Origin of the sequence: Calothrix sp. NIES-2100, assembly GCF_963875285.1 — a bacterium.
Lineage (GTDB): Bacteria > Cyanobacteriota > Cyanobacteriia > Cyanobacteriales > Nostocaceae > Aulosira.
The window spans coordinates 9,644,467-9,669,683 of record NZ_CAWNLA010000001.1 but is presented as its reverse complement, the minus strand read 5'-3'; the positions used below and the strand labels follow the sequence as shown (position 1 = coordinate 9,669,683).

Sequence of the window (25,217 nt, the reverse complement as noted above, 5' to 3'; positions counted from 1 at the left end):
TATATCCAAATTTTGTCGTTTTACACGCTAATTCAGGACTTAGGCAAAAATCGCTAAAAATCTTAATGTAACTAACCTCTAGCAAAGACAGAAGTTATAGGATAGAGATCTTCGCATCAATTTGTGATTATTTATGTCTGTGACGCCGCTAATTTCTCCAGTTGACTTGACTCCCCCGTTACTAGGTGCTTCCGTTGCTGAATTGACTGCTTGGGTACAGCAACAGGGACAACCTGCTTATCGAGGTAAGCAGCTACATGACTGGATATATCACAAGGGAGTGCGATCTCTAGCTGATATTTCTGTTTTCTCGAAACAATGGCGTGGGGAAGTCGCACAAATCCCCATTGGGCGTTCCACGATACACCACCGCGCTGTTGCACCGGATGGCACAATTAAATATCTATTACAACTCGCAGATGGACAAATTGTGGAAACCGTTGGTATCCCCAGCGATAAGCGTTTAACAGTTTGTGTTTCTACTCAGGTGGGTTGTCCGATGGCTTGTGATTTCTGCGCCACTGGTAAAGGTGGTTTCAAGCGGAATTTAGGACGCCATGAAATTGTCGATCAGGTGTTGACAGTACAAGAAGATTTTCAGCAACGAGTCAGCCATGTAGTATTTATGGGACTGGGTGAACCGTTGTTAAATACTGAGAATGTTTTGGAATCTTTGAGATCCTTAAATCAAGACGTGGGTATAGGAGCGCGATCGCTAACTGTCTCGACTGTGGGAATCCGCGATCGCATCCGTCAGTTAGCTGAACACCAGTTACAAATTACTCTCGCTGTTAGTCTCCATGCGCCCAACCAAAAACTCCGAGAACAGCTAATTCCCAGCGCCCGCAACTACCCCATTGAAGATTTGCTGACTGAATGTCGGGAATATGTGGAAATCACTGGTCGCCGCGTTAGTTTTGAATACATACTTCTCGCTGGCGTGAACGATTTACCAGAACACGCCTTAGAACTAGCAAAACGCTTGCGTGGTTTCCAAAGCCATGTGAATCTAATTCCCTACAATCCGATTCAAGAAGTAGATTACAAACGCCCCAACAGCGATCGCATTCAAGCCTTCGTCAATGTCTTAAAGCAGCAATTTATTGCTGTCAGCGTCCGTTACTCTCGTGGTTTAGAAGCTGATGCGGCTTGTGGACAACTCAGAGCCAGTAAAAATTAAAATATTTTTTGTGAAAATTCGCCTTGTCCAGATCCCCGACTTCTTTGAGAAGTCGGGGATCTAATACCAAATAAGTTATGACCAAACCTGATTTTAAGACAATGCCTAAAGCAGAATTGAGGGCTTACGTCTTGCAGCATCCTGACGACAATGAAGCTTTTTATGAGTTGTCGGATCGGATAAAAGCTAATGCTAAACCGCTCAAAATTGAAGACTTGCCTAAAATTATTCAGCGTCAGCGTGAGCAAGCATAGAGAATCTAGTACTAATATTAAGAGCGTTGTGCTGCTAACACAACGCTCTTTTTTATCAAAACTAAAAGTTGAAGCTAATAGATAGGGCAAAAATTTTACATCTTGGCATGAATACCAGGGGCATAAGCTTCAATGACTCTAGCAGTGCGAGTGCAAGTGATCATTAAGTAGTCACAAGTTGGGCATTGGGTGCGAGTTATTTGACTATCTGAAATATAGTGACGTTCGGCTTTACTGCCACAGTTGGGGCAGCAAATTTGTTGTACTATCTGCATTTTTAAATCCCTGGTTGTAATGAATGATGATAATTAAAGACAGCCAATCAAACTAGTCAATATCTGATTTAAGACAAGTTAATAAAAGCCTGTATAATTCGCCTGATTTCTTTAAACAAACTTCAAATTTTAAAAAGTCGCCCTTATTTTCTATCTATTATCCTAACTGTTCTACCAGTTTAACATCTCACTTTAGATATATAAATTAATTTTTGGCAAAGCTCCTATTTAGAAATTTACTGATCCCCATTCATAATGCCTCGATATAAACTAGTTTGCAGTGATCTCTCGCACTAGTCTGTATATTAATAGCAAAAAGTTAAACACAGAAAAATACTGTATATTTAGGCACAAAAATATCACTTTAAACTTTACTTAATATTTTTACGACTGGAGATGGAGATGACATTGTCGTCAAACAATTTAATTAAAACTTCCAATATTCATGATTCAGAGCAGAGCTTATGTCTGCTAGGCTAGTTGTTGGTAATGGGTAATGGGGAATGGGTAGTAGGTAATGGGATGTCCCAGTTATCAATTACCCATGACTTCTTCCTTTGGTAGGTTGGCGTAATTCAACATAAGTGGCTTGGGTTGTCATTAGTCATTAGTCATTAGTCATTCGTGTAGCCTTGCGGACGAGTTTCTCGCCATGAAGCAACTACGGTCAAGTGGAATCAGCCGCAGGAGAAGAGATGTTTAAAAAAGTTTATTTTTCGCTACATAATTTTATTTATTTTTGTGTAGCTCTTGAGTGAGCAATGCAATAGAAATTTTTCACAAAAAATTATCATCAGGACTGAAGTCCTGACGATGAACTTAAAATAATATATCGATTGGTTGACATACTTCCCCGAATTGAATTCGGAGGATTCTAGGCTCAAACAGCGATTGCTGGCGTAGCATTAAACTCAACGAGGTTGTCACCAACCCCGTTGGTCTTCAAAACCGTGCATGAAGGTTTCCCTTCACACGGTTCCTCAGAGCTAATTTGTAAACTAGAGTAAAGTCTTTGATTCGTAAGGGTTTCAGGAGTTTAAGCCAAGCAAGCGTTTATTCTCTGAAAGTCTTGCCCAGCAATCAATTGGATATCCTTAAGATTTTCTTTACGAATCAGCTCTCAATGACTTGGTGCTTTTTACGCATACCTCATTACCCATTTATCAGCAACTTTTTCAAGTATTCTGGTGGGCTTGACCCGCATCATTCAATATCTCAAGTGGTTAAAGCTTTTAAGGGTCGGTCGTCAAGATATTTAAGGCAAGAGTTTCCAGAATTGATGAAACTACCTAGCTTGTGGACACATTCATATATGTTTGATACTACTGGCAAGGTCAGCACTCAGAAAGTTTTAGAGTACATCAACGACCCACATCACGGATGAATAAATTCATCCTGTTCGCTTATATCGCTGGCTAAAGCACGGGGGCTTGAAGCATCAAGACTCGGTGCGATTCGTTGGATAGAAATACCTATTACTAGGTAGGGATTATCCGCAGGAGAAACCAACCTCTCGTACTGGTTGGAACTAAGCCCTGACAACTGAATGACCATGAGGGTGTAAATCCCTCCCCTGTAGAGGTCAGGTGACAGCGCGTCCCCCAGGTTTGAGACTAGCCATCAAAGCCTGTAGCGGGGATGAAAGCGCCTCCACACTCCTAGTCCAAGGCAGTGCGGGGCAAGCAAAGAACCCATGAATAAGGTAACGTACCTGAACCCACGACTGAACTATCGTGAGATGCAACCAGCGAAAAGGACTGAGAACGCTGGAGCCAAAAGGCAAAGGATAAAAGGTAGGCAATCGAGTTTTGACCTACAACCTCTCTAAACAAACCCGGTGGAAAGTGGAATTCTAAAGGTTAATAGTAAGTCAAAAGGAGGAAAGAGTGAATATAAAAACCTTCAATTACTACACCGACATTGCCACGATGAAAAGACCGCCTCTGATGGCAGTCTGGGTAACAAATCTGGCTGTAACAGTGCCAAACCTAAGCCTGAAATAACAGGTAATCGAGGTACTCATGACAAGAGCCTGATTACTGAGGAGCCGGATGAAGCGAAAGTTTCACGTCCGGTTCTGAAGACGAGCGGTTCTCGTGAGGAAATCGCTTAGTTTAACAAAGGAATAATGACAAATGACAAATGCCCAATGCCCAGTCATCTAGGGATAAATCAAAATTTTGTAGGTTTCCGCTGTGGGGGCGATCGCTTGCTCTACGGCTTGTGATAAATTTTGTAAAGGATAGCGATCGCTAATTAAGGCTTCTACATCAATCCGCCGATTAAATACAATGTCGGCTGAGAGATTTTGCAGGCGGTAGGATGAACTATAACTGCCCATTAAGTCAATTTCGCGGCGATACAGCAGATTTGGGTTGATAGGAATTTGCACTTCGTCGGGAAACTCGGCGAAAAAGAGAATTTTGCCACCTTTACGAGTACAATCCAAAGCCTGAAAGAATGCTTTCTCGCTAGGGACGGCTAGTAAGGTCACATCAACACCCAACCCATCAGTGATAGCATGGATTTTGGCGCTTAATTCGGCATCACGCGCATCAAAAGCCGCTTCTGCACCAACATTTAAAGCTTTTTCAATTCTAGAGGGTAGTAAATCGGTAGCGATCGCTCTACCGCCGAAATACTTCACCAACATGATAAACATTAAGCCAATTGGCCCCGCACCAGTGATTAACACAGTTTGTCCCGGTGCAATTTGCGCTTTTTTCACCGCCTTTAAGCAGCAGTTAGTCGGTTCAACAAAACTCGCTTCTTCAAAACTGATATCATCGGGAATGGGAATCAAGCCGCCATTTTGCACAATATGTCCTGGTACTTTGACATATTCGGCAAAACCGCCACCACTAGCGTTAAATCCGGCTGTTGTGGAGATATTTTTATAGACATCACACATGGAATAATTTTCATTCAGGCAGTAGGCGCAACGCATACAGGGAATATGGTGCATTACCGCCACCCTTTGTCCCACTTGCCAATTTTTGACATTATCACCCACAGATGCGATCGTACCCGCCGTTTCATGACCAAAAATGCGCGGGGGTTCGTATAGGGGATAACGAATTTTTTTAATATCTGATTGACACAATCCTACTACCTGTACCTTAACCAGCACTTCATCCGGTTCCAGAGTCGGTACTGGGATTTCTTCGTAGGAAAGTTGATTTACGCCTCTAAATACCTGTGCTTTCACGTTGGTTTTTCACCTCTCAACGTTATTAGATGTAACATTAGTGGTCAACGTTAAGCTATCAGATTTGAGATTTATTCTGTTTTCAAGCTTGGCTAACAACTGGGAAAGCTTTAATGTCCTGATTCAGGATACCAATTCTCCATGACGATGCGCTTTATTTTTTGTTACGAACCGCCAAGAACGCCTTCTCTACGAGAGGCTTCCGCCAACGCGAAGCGTCTCGTACTCCTACTCTTAAGCAAGCTACGCGTAGCGTCTCCCCGAGTGAGAAGAGAGATGTCTTAAAAGTCAAGCGATCGCATCGAGTGACAATGGCATTGTATCGTCTGACAATGCGATCGCCGATTTTCTGGAAACTCTAAGGACGGGGAAACCCCGCCCCTACAAAATGGTCTAACTTGTCTGATTTACCCTATTCAGAGAAAATATCTCGAACAATGAATGGGGTTAATCAGTGCTGAATCAGATATATCAAGCTGATGTTTTAGTTGTGGGTGGCGGAGTTGGCGGTACAGCAGCGGCGATTCAAGCGGCGCGACGTGGGGCGAAAACTATCCTAGTGAGTGAGTTTTCCTGGCTAGGGGGAATGTTAACCTCGGCTGGGGTATCTGTCCCCGATGGAAATGAATTAGAAGCTTTTCAGACGGGGTTGTGGGGTGAGTTTTTACGAGAATTACAGCAACGTCAGCCAGAAGGTTTAGATCATAGCTGGGTAAGCTTTTTTAGTTTCGATCCGCGCATTGGGGCGAAGATTTTTGCTGATTGGGTGCAAGAGTTACCAAATCTGCATTGGATTGATAAAGAAGTTCCCTTAGAGGTTTTGCGTCAGGGAAGTTGTGTAACTGGCGTGAGGTTTGCGGATTTTATTGTCCAAGCCAAAATTACTCTTGATGGTACAGAATTAGGCGATTTATTGGCTTTGGCTGAGATTCCTTATCGTTGGGGTTGGGAATGGCGATCGCAATGGCAAGAACCTAGCGCCCCAGAACACCCCAATCATCTCACGGAAAAATATCCTGTACAAGCGCCGACTGGGGTGGTGCTGATGCAAGATTTTGGTACAGATATCGCCCCAGAAATCTCACCTGCACCAAATTACGATCCATCTATGTTTGCTGGTGCTTGGGATGGCTATGGTGCAGAACAATTTATGAATTACGGGCGCTTACCAGGCGGTTTATTGATGATCAATTGGCCGATATGCGGTAATGACTACGGCGAAGGTTTAGGGCGACTTGTAGAGTCAAAAGCTAGCAGAGATGAGTTTATTCAAGAATCTCGCTGGCATAGTCAAAATTTCGCCCATTTTATTCAAAATCAGCTTGGTAGACGCTACGGCTTGGCTACACAGGTGTTTCCCCATTCCCCGACAGCTTTTGCATTGCATCCCTATTACCGAGAAAGTCGGCGCTTGGTGGGAATAAAAACTGTGACAGAACAGGATATTTTACCTGCACCTGGGGGGCAGGTAGCATCATTAAATATAGATACAATTGCGATCGCTAACTATCCCAACGACCATCATTATCCAAGCTTCAACTTTCCGCTACAACCTAAATCGCTTCGCTGGGGCGGACGCTGGACGGGAACACCCTTCACAATTCCCTACAGCAGCCTCATTCCCACCACCACAGATAATTTTTTAGTCTGCGAAAAGAATATTTCTGTTTCTCATATTGCCAATGGGGCGACTAGATTACAACCTGTAGTCATGGGTATTGGTCAAGCTGCGGGAATGGCTGCGGCTATGTGCGTTGAGTTGAATTGTCAACCGCGTGATTTACCAGTTAAAGCACTGCAAACAGCTTTACTTCAAGACCAGCGATCGCCTGCGGCAGTTATTCCATTGTTTAATTCAACACCTGACGAGCCTCAGTGGATGCGGTGGCAAATAAATTATTTAAACAATCCCGCAAGCTATCCGCTTGATGGCATTTATCCAGCTTCATCATCATCTCCGTATTATTACGAGACTAATAAATCAGTAGCAACACGGTTGAACAATTCCTACACAGGTGTATTTCATCTCTTAGATCCGCAGGATTACAGATTCAGGATAATTTCGCCAAAAGCATGTAAACAGGAAACTTGGCAGCTTGTGACTTTGCGATCGCATATCGATTTACAACTACAAGCTTGTAACCATAAGCAATTGCTCACAGTTTGGGGTCGCCTCAATCCTGCTGGTAATTGGTTACTTGTCGAAAATATAAAGATTTGAGCAACTTTATTTTTATTCTGTAAAAAACAATACTTTTTAGGGAATTGTCCGGATGCACTAATAAAAACTAAGTAGCAGTGAATTAGCGAGTTCTAAAATAAACATCTGCTATGCGTGCTGTAGTTTCACTTTTAGCCTCTAGTCTTGTAATGGCTACCTTAGTTTTTAGCTCTCAAGCAATGATCAATCTCATGTCAAATATGTTCGTAGCTTCTGCTGTTACGCAACCTTTGCTCTCAACCAGACCCAAAACCAAACCCAGTCAACCAGAAAAACCTGCACCCCATCGTGGTAGCGGGCGTAGAGAGTTAATGGAGTATCACGGAAATGTCCGTTCTGCTGTTTAACAACTTTAGCTGCTATTTTCTTGTCTTTGGGGAGTTAAATTACAGAGCAATCGGGTGTTGTACTTAACATGATTTACAGAATTTTTTTAGTAAAGATATGACAGTCAACACACATAGAGTCTCAGCATTTGTCCAGTAGTCTAACCGTAAGTTGTGTATATATAGTCCGTTGCATCCCTGATATTCCGAATGTGCCAAAAATCCAAGTGCATGTATTGATTGCATCACCAACTCCTCTAAAAGCCGCGTTTACTGCTTCTAATTCCTTTGTTCTCAAGTATTTCATTGAGGTGATCGGTTCTAATCAAGGGCTTGTGAGTTCGATCAATTCCAATCATTTACCCAGCCCATCTCTAGTTTGATACCGTCACCCAGTTGATAGAGAAATTTACTCTAAATTAATAGACAGCTTAACCAAGTGGTGGCAACTTGCAATCTCAGATGTTATTCCTGAATGCGGTAGAAGTGTGCTGTTTCAACACAAGTGTTTTGCAATCTGTCAGGATCAGAACAAGACTTTGATCTCAAAAAAAGCAAACCCGCTTTGCGGAACTTGTGCAATAGCTGCATCACCAGCGAGTAACAGTAGCAAATACAATTAAAATGCAACTTGCTCCCCTCTTGCCGATTCTGTATCGTCTTCTCCAGCCAAGATTTACCAACTGTCTGTGGAGTGGAGATGAAAATTCTCGGGCGATCGCACTCACCTTTGATGATGGCCCTCATCCCCAGTACACTCCGGAAGTACTGGCTGTTTTAGACCGTTATCAAATTAAGGCTAGTTTCTTTTGGTTAGGTGCTTGTGTCAACCGTTCAACAGATATTGCTAAAGCCGTATGCGATCGCGGACACTGGATTGGATTGCATGGCTACGATCATCGGTCTTTTCCCCTGTTGTCCCCAATGGAACTGCGACAGAGTTTAGAAAAAACCCAAGCTGCTATTTATAGTGCTTGCAATCTCCTACCTGAACAAGTAACAGATGTCCGACCACCCAACGGTTTATTTACACCCCAAACTTTAAAATTTCTGCTTCAGTGGAATTATCGCCCAGTCATGTGGAGCGTTGTCCCTGTTGATTGGACTAGACCAGGAGTCACCACCGTAGCACAACGTGTTTTCTCTCAAGTGCAAAACGGTTCAATTATTGTTTTACATGATGGTGCTTATGGCGGTCAAGATGTTGCCGCAACAATAGAAATTTTAATCCCTCAACTGCTACAACAAGGCTATAAATTTGTGACTATTGATACTTTTTACCAGCAGGGCAAAATTAACAATTCGTAATTAGGAACTTCTAAGTTAAAAAAATTCCATTGCGATTGTTCACCGTTGACCGTTGACTGTTAACTGTGAACCGTCAACAGTCAACAGTCAACAACTTTAACGGAATAATTTATTTTTTGGAGTTCCCTTACTTAAGATGTTGCATTGGCGCGACTTCAGCCTCAGTACTGGTAGCGGGGGCAGGTTCCTCAGTTCCCAAGAGATGATGTATTTCACTTAATGAACTTGGTTGTGCTTCTGGTTGTTTTGGGGAATCGCTCATATATTCAATTAGGTCTTCTACTTGGCAATTAAGAGCTTTACAAAACCTAATGATTCTTTCAATATGATCCGTCCCCGTCCTCCCGCTTTCCCAGTTCTGGATAGTGCTTTCAGTCACGCCAACAAGACGCGACAACTCAAGCTGGGTTAGCCCTGCTTTTTCCCGAAGCAAAGCGATCCTTGGTTTTGGCTTTTGTTTCACAGCTATAGCACTTGTTTTTGGTTATTTATAGACGTAGATCCTAGCACCAAAAAAAAGCGGCGCTAAAAAAACACCAGAAAAAATTTTGATCTGATTGGCTAGGGGGATGAGGGGGATGAGGGGGGACAAGGGAGACAAGGAAGACAAGGGGGATGAGGGAGACAAGGGAGACAAAGAAAATTGTGAACTATGCCCAATGCCCAATGCCCAATACCCAATACCCCATTTTCAAAACATCGTCTTTGACATACTCCCCACCCTTCAAGGGTGGGGATTCTGGGGTCAAACAGCAATAGCAGGCACAGCCCGACTTACATCACCTAGCCCAATGGTTGATGCCCCAACCATTTGAATATTACGTGCGGCGTTTTCATCTCTTCCATTAACTGACTGACAGGAAGGACAACGCCATTCTCTAACAGATAAATCAATAATTTCTAGAATATGTCCACAACTAGAACAAGTCTTGCTACTGGGATACCACTGGTCGATGAAAACAACCAGTTTATTCTTCTTTTTGGCAACCCATTCTAATATTTGTAGGAACTCACCGAAAGCCAAGTCTGATATTTTTCTACCCCAAAGACGTTGCATCCCTTTGAGATTCAAGGTTTCAAAACAGAGAATATCAAACTTATCGGTTAACTCATGTGCTAGCTTCCACGCACCATCACGCCGACGATGAGAAATGTCCTCGTATCTGCGTACTAGGTTTTTTCTAGCTCGTTCTCGGTTAGATGAGCCTTTAAGCTTTTTAGAATGTTGCGAACTTGCCTTTCTAATGGCGTTTAGGGATTGCTTGAAAAACTGGGGAGACTCAATTCTAGTACCATCAGAGCAAGTGAGAAATGTCTTGAGTCCAAAGTCAAAGCCAGCGATTTTACCCGTCTTAACTTCAACTTCTTGTTTGCTGCCATCATCAACAACCACAACCATAAACAACTCACCTAATGGTGTACGTTTTATGGTTAAAGTCTTGACTGTTCCCTCAATCTCTCTAGACTTCCAAAACTGATAAACTCGATTACCAATTTTTACTTTATTCCCTCCTAAAAACTTATAACCAGCTTGTTTAAGAGTGAATGACTTGTATTTTATTACCTTCCGAAATCCTGGTGGTCTTACTCCTTTTTTATTATGCTTAAAGAACAATTGATAGGCTTTCTCAATGCGTTGACAAATATCTTGCACTGCTTGAGAACCTACCGAGTGCCAGAAAGAATTACGCTTTCTTAACTTTGCAATATGGGACTGAAGCTTTGCACAGTTTAAATATTAAACTAAGCCGCTCCGTCACCAGAGCGACTCGTCTTCAAAACCGGACGTGAAGATTTCCCTTCATCCGGCTCCTCAATAATTTGGTGCTTGTCCAAGTGCATACCTCCAGCTAAACCATCTTTAGCTGTTTTGGTGTCGTGGCAGTGTTTGTGAAGTACCTGAAGATTTTTGTATTCATCTTTTCCCCCTTTACTCCGGGGTATTATGTGGTCTACTTCTAATAGGTCTTCGGTTCTGAAATACAATCCGCAGTGAGTGCATTTTCCTTTCTGCTGTTTCAAAAGTGTCGCCACTTTTTTAGGCATTTCTGGATGTGCGCCCATTCTTGAACTCCAGTATACTAGGTCGCCATTGTATGGACTGGCTTCACCTTTTACTTTTATATGCCTAACTACAGGTGTATCAGCGTGGCTAAAAAGTCGCATTGGGTTTTTACTTTCCTGCGGGGTGGAGAATACCCAGTTATCGCCGTCAATTGATATTATAAATGGGTAGCCGATGGATAGCAGCATGAAAGAGAGACTGAGTGTACGGGTTGACCCTCAAAGACTTGAAAAATTAAGAAGAGTTGCTAAACAAAAGCGCAAAACGATGACTCAGTTGATTGAAGACTGGATTGATAGACTACAGGAAGAAAAGCCGCTCCTTTAGAACCGGGCTTTAAACCCAGTTTTGTGGTAAAACTTCTACTTCTCCACCTGGAGAAATTAAAGTCTTACCCACTGGGATCACAGCCAGGGCATTGGTTTGAGCTAAGTTAATCAAATTTCCCGAACTGTGGCTACCACCAGCTTTATGAAATTCGTAAACGCCATCAATTAACTGTAATTTTCCCCAAACATAAGTTTCACGCTTGCCATCCGATCGCAATTCTTGATGCGATCGCACTTTGACAAACTCTACTTCCCACCCCTGCGCCAATCCAGCCAGTTTTTTAATTGCTGGCTGCACAAATCGCAAAAATGTCACCAACACAGCCGCCGGGTTTCCTGGTAACCCAAAATATATAATAACTTTCTCATTATTACTAGCCTGCGCAGGCGGGCTTTGTTCTTCTAGCCCCACCCGGAGGTGCGGGCTTTGAGGGAATGTGGCAACTGTGAGGGGTTTACCTGGTCTCATTGCCACAGCACGGATATGAACCTTGGCTTGCAATGTTTCTAAAATTTGGTCAACATAGTCATAATCGCCTACGGAAACCCCACCGGAAGAAATTACTAAATCAGCATTGGCGATCGCGTCAGCAATTGTTTTTTGCAGCGCTGCTGGCTCATCCTTAACAATGCCTAACATTAACGGTTCGGCTCCACTTTGCCTAACCAAAGCGGCTAGTGCATACCCATTAGAATCGACAATTTGTCCGGCGGCTAGCGGTTGGTCAAGGGTTACCAGTTCATCTCCAGTAGAAAATATTGCTACACGAGGACGACGGTAAACACTCACTTGAGGACATTGGGCTGCGGCTAAAACACCAATTTCCGCCGCACTCAATTTAATTCCTGCTGGTAATAATTGTGTCCCAGCTTGATAAAAAGATGCTTTGCGCCTCACAAATTCTTGTGGTTGTGGTGCAGCAAAAATATGGACGCGATTCTCTTTTTGGCTTGTCCGCTCTTGCATAACTACAGTATCCGCACCCTTTGGCATCACCGCGCCTGTAAAAATCCGTGCGGCTTGACCCTGCCCAATTGTAGACTGGGGTTGATATCCGGCAGGAATTGACTCAACAATTTCCAAAACTGCTGGCTGTTGGGCGCTACAGTGCTTTACATCTGTATATTGCACTGCATAACCATCCATTGCCGAATTATCCCAATGAGGAAAGTCTAGGTTGCTGGTGACTGGGGTTGCCAAAATCCGCCCAGATGCGGCGAATAAATCTACAACTTCTGTCTCACTTTGGTGATCTAGTGGTTGGACTAAATCTAAAATAACTGCTTGTGTATCGCTGACTGAAAGCATAGCGATCGCCTAAATTAACGCTATTCCTTACATTCTCGCACTAGCGGTTTCCCCATTACACAAAACGTTTAATAACCATCTATTGGATTGTTGATCTAATGCTGGTAAGACACGAGAACCAAAAACATCCTGCCAAACTTCCACCCCATGCTGCTTGACCAAGCCTGTTTGTAATTGTTTTAATCGGGCATAATCACGGTCATTAATGGCGGTTAGTATGGAAATGATTGTACTAACTGGGATTTGTACAGCTTTTGTGTTGATGAATTTCATTGGCGATAACCCTCAAAAATATAAATAATTGCTGAACGTGATCATTTTGACCAAGTATTACCCCTGGTTGTTGGCAATTATGCCACTAGCTAATTCAGTATTTACTTACCAGACTCATCTGTGATTCTACGCTATATTCTTAATTTTCCCTAGCTTTACTGTTTAACTAAGTTAGCTGTTTTCCGGTTATCGAACACTGAGCCAGTACTTAAACGCTCACTTCAATATTAAAACTAATAGCAATAATTAATTCTTCTAGCATCGATAAAAATACTTAAAAAATCCTTAATATATTCTATGACTATTGCCAGAGTACCCCAAAAACATTATCCCAAGGCGGAGATTGGACGACGCGGTATGGCGTTAGGGCTAGATTTCCTAGGTGTTTGGTTAATCAGTTCTCTGTTGAGAAGCAACAACTCAGGTATTCAATTTGTTCAAATTCTCGTGTTTGTGATATCTTGGTTAGTTTTACGAGTGCTAGTAGTCTATAACAATCAAGGCCAAAGCTTAGGGCGTTGGGCATTTGACCTCAAGGTGCTGGAAGTCGAAGATGGGCAAATAGTCGGTAGAATTCCAGAGTTACTAGCACTTGTCAAACGAGAAACGATCATTGGTGTGGGTGCGCTGTTTATCTCCATTGCTCTAGGCAATATTAGTGCCAATCCCACTGCTATACTGCTAGTACTTCCCCTGGCTATTGACTGTGGCGTAGCCTTCTACGATCAGCAAATGCGTCAGGCATTGCATGACCGCTATGCTAGAACTACCATAGTTTCCTCGCGTCGTGGTTATTCGCTCGATATAAAAATCAAGCGAATAGTTGATAAGATCCAACGAAATGTGAGAAGATAGTCATTTGTGTTAATTCTCTCCAGGCTTTACGGTTTGTAAGATTATGGCTAAGAGTAAAGGTGTCCGCATCATAGTGACACTAGAATGTACCGAATGTCGCACTAACGCTAACAAGCGCTCTCCTGGTGTTTCCCGGTATACGACAATGAAGAATCGGCGCAACACCACTAGCAGATTAGAACTCAAAAAGTTCTGCACCCATTGCAATACACACACAGTCCACAAGGAAATTAAGTAAAAATGAGTTACTATCGTCGTCGTCTATCTCCGATTAAGCCGGGAGAACCAATCGATTATAAAGATGTTGATTTGTTGCGGAAGTTTATCACCGAGCGGGGAAAAATCCTGCCCCGGCGAATTACTGGGCTAACATCTCAGCAACAAAGAGACTTGACATTAGCAATTAAACGTGCTCGAATTGTAGCCTTGTTGCCTTTCATCAACGCAGAAGGTTAAATTGAGTGGCGATTGAGAATTTTAGATGATGGATGAACTGAAGCAGCTGCTTTGATGATGAAAGTGGCTGCAAATTTTCATATTCCAGAATCTAAAATCTCCTTAAGTCAGTGTAAAATCATCTTTTGCAGAGAAAAAATCATGAGATTTTGGATTTAGTAGTCAATATTCAATCCAAAATCTAAAATTTATTAGTTAACCAATTAATTGCGAGAGTTGTGGAGAAGGGGACGCTAGTTGAATTTAGGGTTCAAGGCGATCGCCGCCTGGGAGTGGTAGACCGCCCAGACGGGAAAACCCGTTGGTTTGTGGTAGATGAACGCGGTCAATCCCACAGCCTCGCGCCTAGACAAATTACTTATACCGTTAACGGACAAACCTACAAGCCATCGGACATTCCTAAGTTTCTAGAACAGGTACAGCCATATCTAGATCCATCAAGCTTGGAAGTAGCTTGGGAATTGTTAGTTGAGGATGGGGAACCAGTCACCCCATCACAAATGGCTAATCTATTGTTTTCCGAATCAGACGCGCCGCATTGTTACGCCGCCCATTGCTTGTTATCAGAGGACAAACTTTATTTCAAGCAAAAAGGAGACGCTTATGAGACCCGGACAACAACTCAGGTAGCAGAACGCAAACACCAGTTAGAAGTAGAATCCCAAAAAGCTAAGGGACAGCAAGAATTTTTAGCGCGTGTAGAACAGGCCATAGCAGGTGAATCTGTAGATTGGCAACGTCAAGATCGGCAGCGTTTAGAAGCAATAGAAAAATATGCCGCCCTCCTCGCCGATGTCGTGCGTATGGGCGTAAATTATGATTCTTTGTCTCGGGCCTACCCTCCCCCAGGCCCAGTATTAGAAACAATGACCATGCTGGGACGCCAAGCAACGCCCCAAGGAGCATTTCAACTGTTGCTTGATTTGGGTTGGTGGAGTCCCAATGAAAATTTGTTTTTGCGTCGTTCGGCAATTCCGGTTCAATTTCCTAGCAAGGTGTTAGAAGTGGCGCAACAGCGTTTGGATTCCCCACCCTCAGATCTAGATACAGACCGTCTAGATCTGACTCATTTAAAAGTGTACACAGTTGATGATGAAAGTACCACAGAAATCGACGACGGTCTGAGCTGGGAATTGCTGCCCGATGGTAGGGAACGTTTGTGGGTGCATATCGCCGATCCTACCCGGTTATTAGCGCCAGAGGATGACTTAGATTTAGAAGCTAGGAAAAGGGGTAGCACAGTTTATTTGCCTACAGGGATGATACCCATGTTCCCGGAAGTTTTGGCAACCGGGCCGATGAGTCTGGTACAGGGACGGGTTTGTTGCGCCCTCAGCTTTGGCATTATTTTAGATCCTACAGGCAGAGTCGAAGATTATAGTATTCATCCCAGCTTGATCAAGCCAACTTACCGCCTCACCTACGAAGATGTAGATGAGATGCTGCAATTAGGAGTACAAGGAGAAGCAGAAATTGCCGCGATCGCAACTTGGGCACAGCGGCGGAGAACTTGGCGCTATAACCAAGGCGCAATCAGCATCACCATGCCAGAAGCCACGATCAAAGTCAAAGGTGACGAAATCAGCATCGATATTTTGGATGATTCCCCATCCAGACAACTGGTAGCAGAAATGATGATTTTAGCTGGTGAAGTTGCAGCCCGCTACGGACAAGCGCATAAAATACCCTTACCATTTCGCGGTCAGCCACAGCCAGAATTACCCCCAGAAGAAGAATTACTGCTGCTACCAGCCGGATTTGTCCGCGCCTGTGCTATGCGTCGCTGTATGCCTAAAAGCGAAATGAGTATTACCCCTGTGCGTCACGCCGGTTTGGGTTTGGATACATATACTCAGGCGACTTCTCCCATCCGCCGCTACAGCGATTTACTCACCCATTTTCAACTCAAAGCCCATTTGCGTGGCGAAGTTTTACCATTCTCCGCCGAACAACTCAAAGAGGTGATGATGACTGTCACCAGCATCACTCAAGAAGTGACAATGGTAGAACGGCAAACTAATAGATATTATGCTTTAGAGTATTTACGTCGTTACCCAGAACAAGTTTGGGATGTAACAGTATTAATGTGGCTGCGGGAAGATAGCAATTTGGCACTAATTCTTTTAGAAGATTTAGGATTACAGTTGCCAATGTCTTTTAAACGTTCTGTCAATTTAGGTGAGCATTTATTAGTTAAAGTCAGTCTTGCCGACCCGCAAAAAGATATGATTCATTTTCAAGAGATAATTTATCAAGAAGCATTGAATTAAGTATTGGTCATTAGTCATTTGTAATTTTTAGAGTTAGAAACCTAAAATTTTGTAGGTTGGGTTGACGTAAGGAAACCCAACATCTCATCAAACAATGGGTTTATCTGAATATTCCAAGGTTAAGAAATAATTCGCCAATAGTATCAGTAATGAAACCCAACATTTGTTTGTTGGGTTTTACTGCAATTATGTTGAAATTAAGCGTAGTAGGTTATACAGTCTAGCTACCAACTGCATCTTTCAAGAATTTTATTTTTTCCTCAGTTTTATCTTTCCTTTAAATTAGCAGTCGTATCTTCATAAAAAAAATAAATTTTTATCTATATTTATTAGGAAAAATTAGATTGTTGATAATTTAATTTTTTACATAACCTTTCTTGAAAAAATAAAAATATCAGGATATTAGTTAGTATTTAATCTGACATAGCTGTAAAAATAAATAAGTAATTTTGGATACAGGTGATGTAGCTTGTATATGAATTAAAGGTATGAACTATCAATCAAGTTCTTCCAATTTACTCTATATTAACGCTAGCCAAAAACCGACTACAGGATACTTGTTTGGCTTACAAATTCCTTTTCTACCCGATTTTCTTTTAGACCATACATTACTGGGAAAAGAACCGTCAGAACGGATTGTAGAACATTGCCGACGCTGGACACAATTTGTATCTGGCTTATGGCGCAGCAAAAATGATGTTACTTATGCACTGAGATTTGATCTGAATATAACTGACAGAAGTATTGATATTTACATACTAGGAAGATTACATACTTCTGCAAATTCGGAAGGTCAAAATCAAGCTCTAATTCTGCTGGCTGATTTACACAGAATGTTGGAATATTTTGGATTTGAGCCAACATTACTAACTAGTCAAAAGTTACACTTTCTTGCTCAGGCTCAGACTTATAGTCATTATTTTGAAGTTTGCCAGGAAGAAGTTCTCACTCCTATTAGAAAAGATACTCCCATCAATCAACCTGCTGGACAAAGAAGTAACTTTTCTGGTAACTCTCCTAATAACCCAGAGGATAAATTTTCTATTCCCAAAGAGTTTACTTGTGAGATAGAACAAAAACCTTATCTTTATGGAATTCGTCCTTGGTGGGGGGTTGGGGGTACATTCTTAATTCCATTTAATGCGATCGCAGCTCAAAATGCACCAGTGAGTATCTGTATTCTGCTGGCTCCGACGCAATTATCTTCTGCGGAACAAGCTTTAATTGCAGAAATAGCCAGGGAAGCGGAAAGTATTGCTAGTATGCAAACCAAAGGATTGAATTTTGGTAATCCGCAAGTGCGCCCTTCTCAAAATAAAACTGATCCTCAACTGCGTTGGGAATCACGAATCTATGCGGCTGAACTGCGACGACTCACCCATCCTTTTTTAGCTACAATTTTCTGTTGTTCTGATGATGCAGCTGCGGCTCAACAAGTTGCTTATGCTTTTGCTTCTACTCTCCGGGAAGAAAAATCTGATGAGCCGCCTTTAGGAGAAACTGAAGCTATCCCCCCAGGAGCCAAGGTCATTCACTATGCAAATGATTCTTACTTGCAAATAGCCTGTCAGTATCTAGATTTCACGCCCTTAATTAGTCCAATTCATTCCCAAAATGCCCCCCATTCTCACTTACTGCGCTTACGTTATCTGTTGGATGGGCGGGGTGCTGCTTGTGCGTTTCGGTTTCCGGTTTCGGTACAGGGTGGTGTTCCCGGTATTCCTGTAAAACAACGTCCGCCGGATTTTCATCCGGGGCCTCGTAAAGAAACTATTCCCGCAGATGCGATTGATTTAGGTAAGTTTCATGTGGGCGGTAGAGCCTATGTCTCAAAAAATGCCTTTACGAAACATGCTTTTATTACTGGCTTTACTGGTAGTGGTAAGAGTAACACGAGTTTATATTTATTAGATCAGTTTTACCGTAAGTTTCAAATTCCCTTTTTAGTGATTGAGTCAGCAAAAAAAGAATATCGGGGATTGCGGAATGTAGATATTTTTTCTGGAAAACTGCGGATTTATACTTTAGGTAATGATACTATTTCTCCTCTACGTTTTAATCCCTTTGAGTTAATTTCAGGGGTAAGGGTAGAATCTCACATTGCTAATTTACAAACTTGCTTTGAAGGTGCATTACCTCACGTTGGCCCTTTACCTTCAGTAATTGCCGAAAGTTTAGAAATTGTCTATCGTCAGCAGGGTTGGCAACTCACTGATTATGGTAGTAATCCAGGGCAAGATCCGCGTCAGTTTCCGACGATAGGTAATTTTTATGAAACTGTCGAGGAAGTATTAAAAAATCGCGGTTATCTAGGAGAAGTTAAAAGTAATTTAGAAGCGGCAATTAAAGGCAGAATTAAACCTTTGCTGATGGGAAGTAAAGGTTTAATGTTTAGTCAATCTCTTTCTCATCCTAGTGCTGAGGAATTATTTAACCATCCGGTAATTTTAGAACTGAATGACCTGAATGAACAGGATAAATCCTTAGTGATGATGTTTTTATTAACATTATTGCGGGAATATCGAGAACTCAATCCGAGCAAAGATTTAATTCATATCACCTTGGTAGAAGAGGCGCATAATGTTCTGGCTAATGTTGCATCTATGGGAACTCAGGAAGGTGGAGCATCTGATGTCAAAGCTAGAGCAGTCCAGGCTTTTTGTAATATGTTAGCTGAGGTGAGAGCCTATGGAGAAGGGTTAATTATTGCCGATCAAAGTCCCGAAAAGTTAGCGCGGGATGCAATGCGAAACACCAATGTGCAAATAGCCCATCAATTACGAGATGCCCATGACCGAGAGGCGATCGCTAATGCGATGATTATGAGTGAAGAACAGCGAGATTATCTCGGTAAATGCGAACCTGGGCGGGCGGCTGTGTTTTACACAGGGCTACAAAAAGCGACTTTTATTGATGTTCCTGTATATAAAGATAAACCAACACCTGTTTTGATTGACAATCAATGGTGTGGATTTGACGATCATCCTCAGCCTCGGTCTTCCGATAAACAAGTCCGAGAATATATGAGCCAATTTCGGAGTAAAGAAGCTGTAGCAGCCGATAAATCTCTAGATTGTTCTCTATGTAAAGGAGCCTCTAGTTGTCAATTCAAACAACAAATTCTTTTAGCTGCTGAACAGACTAAATTAGAATTTCAACAAACTTATAAAAATTTATGTACTGCTGCTCAAAATAAAGATAGAGATGCAGCAATACTCCAAAAAGATAAACTTGTTCAACTAGCAATCAAAGCTACAGGTATTAGTTCTGAACAAGAGCTTGATTTGGCTTGGTGTTACTGGCGTGAGATGTGGTCAAGATTTGACGAGCCTGTAGTACAAAAAGACTTTCGGACTATTGAAAGTATACGCAATAATTTACGAAATCAAGCAAAAATAAACATTGTTTAGAAAAAGGTAAATTAACATGAGTAGCTATGAAACTTCACTAAATAAGCAGGAAGCTCAGGAAGAGGAGCAAGTAAAACCACAAGAAAAAATAATGGGAAAACAAGCTCTGGATTTTTGTTATAGTCACGAGCAAGCATCTTTAGATAAGACTACTGAGCTAAAAGCCGAAGATGACATAAAGCCAGGAGACAATCAAAACCAGATACTAGATAATTCTGCAAATATTCCCAAAGAAAATAATTTAAGCGAAGCACCAACAAAGAAATGGATCTCTCTAGAGAAAATAGACCCTAACCAAAGCCCTTTGGAAGTGCAACAGCGACTCGCAACTCTTTTAGAAAGAAACACAGATGCTCCTCCAGAATCAACACTCCCAAAACAACCAGAAAGAAATTTTACTGAAGTTAAAAATGAAGCGACTGAGCCAAAGAATTTAGAAGTAAAAACCCCAGAACAACTGCAAGCTGAAGCTAAAGAAGCGCTACCGAAAGAATATCATAATTTATTAGACGGAGCTAAGATTCTTTCTGTAAGAACCGCAGAAGAAGTGAATCAAGAACTTAAAGCAGAATATCTACAAAATCCTGATAACAAACCTGAAAGATGGCAAAACCCTTATAAACCAGGAACTAAAGTAGTTGAGATGATTTCTGGAGAAGAAATAGAAGGATCTCATGTACATGGAGTGGCAAAAGAAACAAATCAAGAAAACACTAATCAGACTGAAACAGTGTCTTATAAAAGCATGGATCATGTATCGGATGCTTATGTAAAGGAAGGTACTCACATGCGTATAGGCAGAATTAATCCTCCCGACGTACCAATAGAGGGAGAAAAAATCAACGATAAAGAAACTCAAGCAACAAGACATGGAGAAAAGCAACCTGTTCCAACCACTGAGAAGAATACCGGGTATCAGGCAGAGGTATTTTTAAAAACGGGAAAGGAGATAGAGCTAAACAATATTAGAAAATTAAGAGAAGATCTTTACAATTAAAAAGATGTTTTTGATTGTGTATTTTGATTTTTTTATTAACTTTGGAGAAAAAGATGAAAATTAAAGTTCAAGTCAAAAAAGATACAAATGAAATGATATTCAAGTATTTTATAATAATTATAATTTTAGTTTTTCTTTTTAAGATATTACCAATAAATACATTATTTTTCTTGTTAACAAAAATATTAACTATTTTTTTACTGGGATTATTTATTCTGAAATTAGTATTGTTTAAATTTACTATGAATAAGATGAAAGCAAAAGCAATAAGTAATGGTTATAGATGGAGTATACAAGCAGCTTTACAAACACAAGATCCCGAAGGAATTATTTACATTTTAGAAAATACTCTTGAACAATTGAGTAAATTTGGGATTAATTTTCTACCTGAACGTTCATCTTATAGTTATCCTCAAGATGAATCTTCCCCTAGTATTAGCGATGTCAGAGGATTTCCTAATCGAGCAAACTTGAGAGAAGCTATAAATATGGCTCGGTCTCTCAGTGCAGAGTGGTCACACTTCAATGCTGTTGAAAAAATTCGAGCTATGGGAGAAATTAGAGCTAAAATTCAGTCAGAAGATATGTGGCTGGATTGGGAAAGTATTAAATTAACATTCGAGCAGTCAAAACAAGATGTTTATTGGTTTGATTATGATGCTAAAGAAATAGCTGAGTCATACTTAAATTTAAAAGACTACGAAAGGGCTATAGAAAATTACAATATAGCTATTCAAATCCACCCCCATAATAGTCTTTTATACTGTGATAGAGGGAATGCGTATTTCTACTTGAAAGAATATAATAAGGCTATAGCTGATTACACTCAAGCTATCCAAATTAATCCCAATTATGGACTTGCCTATTCTAATAGAGGACTTGCGTATCTCAACTTAAAAGAATATCATAAGTCTATAGCTGATTACACTCAAGCTATCCAAATTAATCCTAATAATGACTATGCTTTTAATGCCTATTGTAATAGAGGAAACGCGTATCGCACATTAAAAGAATATCATAAGGCTATAGCTGATTACACTCAAGCTATCAGAATTAATTCTAATGATGACCATACTTATGAATCTGTATATTTTTCTCGAGGATTAGCATACTTTCTATTAAAAGAATATAACAGAGCTATAGCCGACTACAACAAAGTTATACAAGCTAATCCTAATGATGCAGTTGCCTACAATAACTTAGGGCTTACATACTATGAATGCGACAACATTGACCAAGTAATACAATTATTTCAAAATGCTATTGATATCAATGTCAGAACTAACTATAAAATTGAATCGTTACTAGAAACTAAACTTGCTTTAGCAGTTGCTTTATATAGCAAAGGCAAACAACAAGAATCCATAAAATTAGCTGAATACGTACTGCAATCAGACAGAAGATTTGCTGATGCTAAATTTCTGGAAGAAGAACGAGGATGGAAAGAAAAATTAATTGCTGATACTCAAATCCTCATAGCACAGTTATCCAATAACTCTCAAAATTATTCTTCATATCCAAATAAATTACATGAAGATGATGAACTCAACAATAAATCAAATATTCAAAATTTTTTGACCTTCCAAGAGTGGCTTAATCAAAATCCTGCGTTACAGTATTTTTCTGAAGAAGAACAACGCAAGGCATATCAAAGATATTTACGGGAGCGTCAAGATTACTAGCTAGAGTGTTTGAATTGTTGTGCTGCTAAGTCATCTATTTTGCTTTGTATACGGTCTTGCATATAACAATTCCTTATAACTAACTCCTAGCCTCTAACTGTACATAAGCTTCATATACACCTTTAACGTTGTACCAATTGAGAAAAACACGAGCAATTTCTAAAGCTAATTGAGGTTTACCTAAATTAATTAACCATTGCAAAAATGGTGCCATTGTGCGTTCATTAAGAAAACCATTCAGCGAGAGAATACCCCAGAGTAAGCGGTGTAACCAAGTCATTTGGATCATCATCCGCACTTCCCAAGTCGGATGCTTTTGATAAAACAAAACGCCCATACGTCCGCGTTGAATTTCTTTATCAATCAAGCTAGGGATTTGTTCTAAATTAAATGCTGGATGCCAATGATAACCGACGGCGGCTGGACATTTAATTAGTTGTAAACCGAGATTTTTCAGCCTCACGCCTAGTTCTAAATCTTCCCAGCCATAAAGTTGAAAGCTAGTGTCAAACAGTCCAGCTTTTTCTAGCCAATGTTTGGGAATTGCTACATTTCCCGTAGCAAAAAAAGCCGCTGAAAAATCTGTGACTTTATAAGGTTCAGAGGTAGGGTTTTCAAAATTACAAGTATTAATCACTGCACCATAAGTAAAAAAGCGATCGCTTGCTAAACGCTTTTGTCCCTGTACCAGTGCATCAGCATGGGATTGTAAGAAATTTTCCAGTACGACTAGATCGCTATCAATAAAGATAATCGTGTCACCTAGTGCTTGTTCTACACCCAAATTCCGCGCCGCAGCTGGGCCTTTATGGTCTTGTTCAAAACATCGCACATGGGGAAATTCCTCTTTATGGGCTGCTAACCATTCCAAAGTGCTATCCGTAGAACCATCATCTACCAAAACAATTTCGTAACCTGCGATCGCAGTTGACAAAGCAAATTCCTGTACTTCCAAAGCGCGGAGGCACTTTTCTAAAATTGGTTGGCGATTATACGTTGGTATAACAACACTGAAAAACACAATCTCACCCACGAAGAATATTAACCATCTCCAGAATAGGACAACTGTGGCACTTGCACTGTTCCTAGTTTGTCATTAGTCATTAGTCATTTGTCCTCCTTGTCCCTCCGAAGTTCTGATCGCCGGACGCCGGCGCTCAGACTTCTCTCCTTGTCTCCCTTGTCTCCCTTCCACCTGTTTCTTCGCTAATTGCTCTGCAAGCGATCGCATGTTCCTAAGTCCACGATACAATTCTCAAGCACAATAGCGGACTCCACATCAATGGAAATTAATTGGGAAACAGCCAAAACCTACGAAGATGTTCTGTATCAAAAAATCGATGGCATTGCTAAAATCACCATCAATCGTCCCCATAAACGCAATGCTTTCCGCCCCAAAACTATCTTTGAACTGTATGATGCTTTTTGTGATGCCCGCGAAGATACTTCTATTGGCGTAATCTTATTTACTGGAGCAGGCCCCCATACAGATGGTAAATACGCTTTCTGTGCAGGTGGCGATCAAAGTGTCAGGGGTCATGGCGGTTATTTAGACGAGGATGGCGTACCCCGGCTGAACGTACTTGACTTGCAACGCCTAATTCGTTCATTACCAAAAGTTGTGATTGCTCTAGTAGCAGGATATGCGATCGGTGGTGGTCATGTCCTCCACTTAATTTGTGACCTGACTATTGCAGCTGATAATGCTATTTTTGGGCAAACTGGCCCGAAAGTCGGTAGTTTTGATGGTGGATTTGGCGCTAGCTACCTCGCCCGCATCGTCGGACAAAAAAAAGCTAGAGAAATTTGGTTTCTCTGTCGTCAATATAACGCCCAACAAGCCCTAGATATGGGTTTAATTAATACAATCGTACCAGTGGAACAATTAGAAGCTGAAGGTATTCAATGGGCGCAAGAAGTGTTAGAAAAAAGTCCCATCGCCATTCGCTGTCTCAAAGCCGCCTTAAATGCTGATTGTGACGGACAAGCTGGTTTACAAGAACTCGCTGGTAATGCCACTTTACTTTATTACATGACACAAGAAGGAGCAGAGGGCAAACAAGCATTTTTAGAAAAACGTCCCCCAAATTTTCGTGATTTTCCTTGGTTACCTTAAATATTGCAAAAATCACCCCTGTTAACAGGGGCGATTTTTGAGAAGTCAAGATTTACAGCACCAACAATTTTAAAGACAAATATTAATTTCAAGCAGAATACAAACTCATACCAGTTTGGATGCAATAGTGAATGTTTCCATAAACCAAACGTTCTCACTATAAGTATTTTCAACCCAAAACCTGTCTGGAAAAGTTTGCCCTAGTCGGGGAACCAGTCTAACTTAGTGACTCAACTTTTCGTCAAATCCAAAATTGGTATCAGTCGGGAATAAAAAGATGGTTAAATTAGTACTGTCTCTATTTTCGCTTGTTCAGCAGTACAAACAGGAGTTTCTGCAACTGGAACAAGAGTAGTATTTTCTAAATCTGAACCCAGGGTTTGAGATGCAACCATAACTGGTGTTGCATCTGGTAAACTCCAAGCACCTTCTAAACTTTCCCAAGAAGGTGCAAAAGGTGGTAGTGCTAACGAACAAGCTTTCCAAGTTCCTTGAACTGGGGCCCCTAACTGTTGGCACGTTCCACCACGGCGACCTTCTGGTTGGTAATGGCGACAATATCTACAAGCAGATGTCAAAAATTTATTTGGTTTCATTTGGGTTCATCTTTTAGTCGCATTTAGGGCTAATTTATATCTCTATATTTTGCTTCTAGATATAAATACGTAGTAAAGCCAAAACTC

The 25,217-nt window shown here is 41.2% G+C and carries 24 protein-coding genes and 2 pseudogenes; 16 read left to right on the top strand and 10 right to left on the bottom strand.

Annotation, left to right across the window (positions count from 1 at the left end; all coding sequences use genetic code 11):
• Window positions 1–133 precede the first annotated feature (133 nt).
• Window positions 134–1,180 (top strand): 23S rRNA (adenine(2503)-C(2))-methyltransferase RlmN, encoded by a 1,047-nt coding sequence (rlmN, locus tag AACU32_RS39365; protein ID WP_096607613.1) that lies wholly within the window; start codon window positions 134–136, stop codon window positions 1,178–1,180.
• A gap of 77 nt (window positions 1,181–1,257) precedes the next feature.
• The gene (locus AACU32_RS39360; protein ID WP_339378637.1) at window positions 1,258–1,434 is read left to right on the top strand and encodes a DUF6887 family protein; all 177 of its coding nucleotides are present in this window, start codon (window positions 1,258–1,260) and stop codon (window positions 1,432–1,434) included.
• Window positions 1,435–1,529: 95 nt separating this feature from the next.
• Here the strand turns inward: AACU32_RS39360 and AACU32_RS39355 are convergent, their stop codons facing one another.
• Window positions 1,530–1,709: a replication restart DNA helicase PriA gene (locus AACU32_RS39355; protein ID WP_096607612.1), complete on the bottom strand. Its 180-nt coding sequence runs from the start codon at window positions 1,707–1,709 to the stop codon at window positions 1,530–1,532.
• Between the two features lie 1,195 nt (window positions 1,710–2,904).
• Between AACU32_RS39355 and tnpA the strand changes: the two are divergent.
• Together tnpA and AACU32_RS39345 are read left to right on the top strand one after the other, a co-directional pair.
• Window positions 2,905–3,093 (top strand): annotated as a pseudogene (tnpA, locus tag AACU32_RS39350) (IS200/IS605-like element ISNsp3 family transposase); the annotation flags it as partial.
• Between the two features lie 453 nt (window positions 3,094–3,546).
• On the top strand, window positions 3,547–3,822 hold the full coding sequence (locus tag AACU32_RS39345; protein WP_339378636.1) for an HNH endonuclease: 276 nt from the start codon (window positions 3,547–3,549) through the stop codon (window positions 3,820–3,822).
• A gap of 48 nt (window positions 3,823–3,870) precedes the next feature.
• Here AACU32_RS39345 and AACU32_RS39340 read toward each other — a convergent pair whose 3' ends face one another.
• On the bottom strand, window positions 3,871–4,917 hold the full coding sequence (locus AACU32_RS39340; RefSeq protein WP_096607611.1) for a zinc-dependent dehydrogenase: 1,047 nt from the start codon (window positions 4,915–4,917) through the stop codon (window positions 3,871–3,873).
• Window positions 4,918–5,078: 161 nt separating this feature from the next.
• On the opposite strand from AACU32_RS39340, the gene AACU32_RS39335 reads away from it, so the two are divergent.
• The 4 genes from AACU32_RS39335 (at window position 5,079) to AACU32_RS39320 (ending at window position 8,772) form a co-directional block, all read left to right on the top strand.
• Window positions 5,079–5,279, top strand: a complete 201-nt coding sequence (locus AACU32_RS39335; protein WP_339378635.1) for a hypothetical protein — start codon at window positions 5,079–5,081, stop codon at window positions 5,277–5,279.
• A 92-nt stretch (window positions 5,280–5,371) separates the two neighbouring features.
• A complete protein-coding gene (locus AACU32_RS39330; protein WP_096607610.1) occupies window positions 5,372–7,138 on the top strand; it encodes an FAD-dependent oxidoreductase in 1,767 nt (588 codons plus the stop codon).
• Window positions 7,139–7,248: 110 nt separating this feature from the next.
• On the top strand, window positions 7,249–7,485 hold the full coding sequence (gene patX / locus AACU32_RS39325) for a heterocyst-inhibiting protein PatX (RefSeq protein ID WP_096607609.1): 237 nt from the start codon (window positions 7,249–7,251) through the stop codon (window positions 7,483–7,485).
• Window positions 7,486–8,088: 603 nt separating this feature from the next.
• A complete protein-coding gene (locus tag AACU32_RS39320; RefSeq protein WP_096607608.1) occupies window positions 8,089–8,772 on the top strand; it encodes a polysaccharide deacetylase family protein in 684 nt (227 codons plus the stop codon).
• Window positions 8,773–8,899: 127 nt separating this feature from the next.
• Here the strand turns inward: AACU32_RS39320 and AACU32_RS39315 are convergent, their stop codons facing one another.
• The 5 genes and pseudogenes from AACU32_RS39315 to AACU32_RS39295 form a co-directional block, all read right to left on the bottom strand.
• Window positions 8,900–9,235, bottom strand: a complete 336-nt coding sequence (locus AACU32_RS39315; protein WP_096607607.1) for a helix-turn-helix transcriptional regulator — start codon at window positions 9,233–9,235, stop codon at window positions 8,900–8,902.
• A 282-nt stretch (window positions 9,236–9,517) separates the two neighbouring features.
• Window positions 9,518–10,510: pseudogene (locus tag AACU32_RS39310) on the bottom strand (RNA-guided endonuclease InsQ/TnpB family protein); the annotation flags it as partial.
• Window positions 10,511–10,515: 5 nt separating this feature from the next.
• Window positions 10,516–10,938, bottom strand: a complete 423-nt coding sequence (locus tag AACU32_RS39305) for an HNH endonuclease (protein WP_096608375.1) — start codon at window positions 10,936–10,938, stop codon at window positions 10,516–10,518.
• Between the two features lie 235 nt (window positions 10,939–11,173).
• The gene (locus tag AACU32_RS39300; RefSeq protein ID WP_096607605.1) at window positions 11,174–12,475 is read right to left on the bottom strand and encodes a molybdopterin molybdotransferase MoeA; all 1,302 of its coding nucleotides are present in this window, start codon (window positions 12,473–12,475) and stop codon (window positions 11,174–11,176) included.
• A 27-nt stretch (window positions 12,476–12,502) separates the two neighbouring features.
• Entirely contained in the window at window positions 12,503–12,748 is a 246-nt protein-coding gene (locus AACU32_RS39295) for a hypothetical protein (RefSeq protein ID WP_096607604.1), read from the bottom strand.
• Window positions 12,749–13,045: 297 nt separating this feature from the next.
• Here AACU32_RS39295 and AACU32_RS39290 point away from each other — a divergent pair, with 297 nt between their 5' ends.
• The 7 genes from AACU32_RS39290 to AACU32_RS39260 all read left to right on the top strand — a co-directional run bounded on the left by AACU32_RS39290 (window position 13,046) and on the right by AACU32_RS39260 (window position 22,418).
• On the top strand, window positions 13,046–13,603 hold the full coding sequence (locus tag AACU32_RS39290) for an RDD family protein (RefSeq protein ID WP_096607603.1): 558 nt from the start codon (window positions 13,046–13,048) through the stop codon (window positions 13,601–13,603).
• 43 nt (window positions 13,604–13,646) lie between these two features.
• Window positions 13,647–13,841 carry a 50S ribosomal protein L33 gene (gene rpmG / locus AACU32_RS39285; RefSeq protein ID WP_096607602.1) on the top strand — a complete coding sequence of 65 codons (195 nt, stop codon included), beginning with the start codon at window positions 13,647–13,649 and terminating at the stop codon, window positions 13,839–13,841.
• Between the two features lie 2 nt (window positions 13,842–13,843).
• On the top strand, window positions 13,844–14,059 hold the full coding sequence (gene rpsR, locus AACU32_RS39280) for a 30S ribosomal protein S18 (protein WP_096607601.1): 216 nt from the start codon (window positions 13,844–13,846) through the stop codon (window positions 14,057–14,059).
• A gap of 218 nt (window positions 14,060–14,277) precedes the next feature.
• A complete protein-coding gene (locus AACU32_RS39275; RefSeq protein ID WP_096607600.1) occupies window positions 14,278–16,329 on the top strand; it encodes a ribonuclease catalytic domain-containing protein in 2,052 nt (683 codons plus the stop codon).
• A gap of 488 nt (window positions 16,330–16,817) precedes the next feature.
• Window positions 16,818–19,739, top strand: a complete 2,922-nt coding sequence (locus AACU32_RS39270; protein WP_096607599.1) for an ATP-binding protein — start codon at window positions 16,818–16,820, stop codon at window positions 19,737–19,739.
• Between the two features lie 16 nt (window positions 19,740–19,755).
• Entirely contained in the window at window positions 19,756–20,736 is a 981-nt protein-coding gene (locus tag AACU32_RS39265) for a hypothetical protein (RefSeq protein WP_096607598.1), read from the top strand.
• Between the two features lie 53 nt (window positions 20,737–20,789).
• Window positions 20,790–22,418: a tetratricopeptide repeat protein gene (locus tag AACU32_RS39260; protein WP_096607597.1), complete on the top strand. Its 1,629-nt coding sequence runs from the start codon at window positions 20,790–20,792 to the stop codon at window positions 22,416–22,418.
• A 79-nt stretch (window positions 22,419–22,497) separates the two neighbouring features.
• On the opposite strand, the gene AACU32_RS39255 is transcribed toward AACU32_RS39260, so the two are convergent.
• Together AACU32_RS39255 and AACU32_RS39250 are read right to left on the bottom strand one after the other, a co-directional pair.
• A complete protein-coding gene (locus tag AACU32_RS39255) occupies window positions 22,498–23,439 on the bottom strand; it encodes a glycosyltransferase family 2 protein (RefSeq protein WP_339378634.1) in 942 nt (313 codons plus the stop codon).
• Window positions 23,440–23,514: 75 nt separating this feature from the next.
• On the bottom strand, window positions 23,515–23,649 hold the full coding sequence (locus tag AACU32_RS39250; RefSeq protein WP_339378633.1) for a hypothetical protein: 135 nt from the start codon (window positions 23,647–23,649) through the stop codon (window positions 23,515–23,517).
• 51 nt (window positions 23,650–23,700) lie between these two features.
• On the opposite strand from AACU32_RS39250, the gene menB reads away from it, so the two are divergent.
• Window positions 23,701–24,534, top strand: coding sequence for a 1,4-dihydroxy-2-naphthoyl-CoA synthase (menB, locus tag AACU32_RS39245; protein WP_096607595.1), 834 nt, complete (start codon window positions 23,701–23,703; stop codon window positions 24,532–24,534).
• A gap of 281 nt (window positions 24,535–24,815) precedes the next feature.
• Here menB and AACU32_RS39240 read toward each other — a convergent pair whose 3' ends face one another.
• Complete coding sequence (locus AACU32_RS39240) at window positions 24,816–25,130, bottom strand: hypothetical protein (protein WP_096607594.1); 315 nt, start codon at window positions 25,128–25,130, stop codon at window positions 24,816–24,818.
• Window positions 25,131–25,217: the final 87 nt, after the last annotated feature.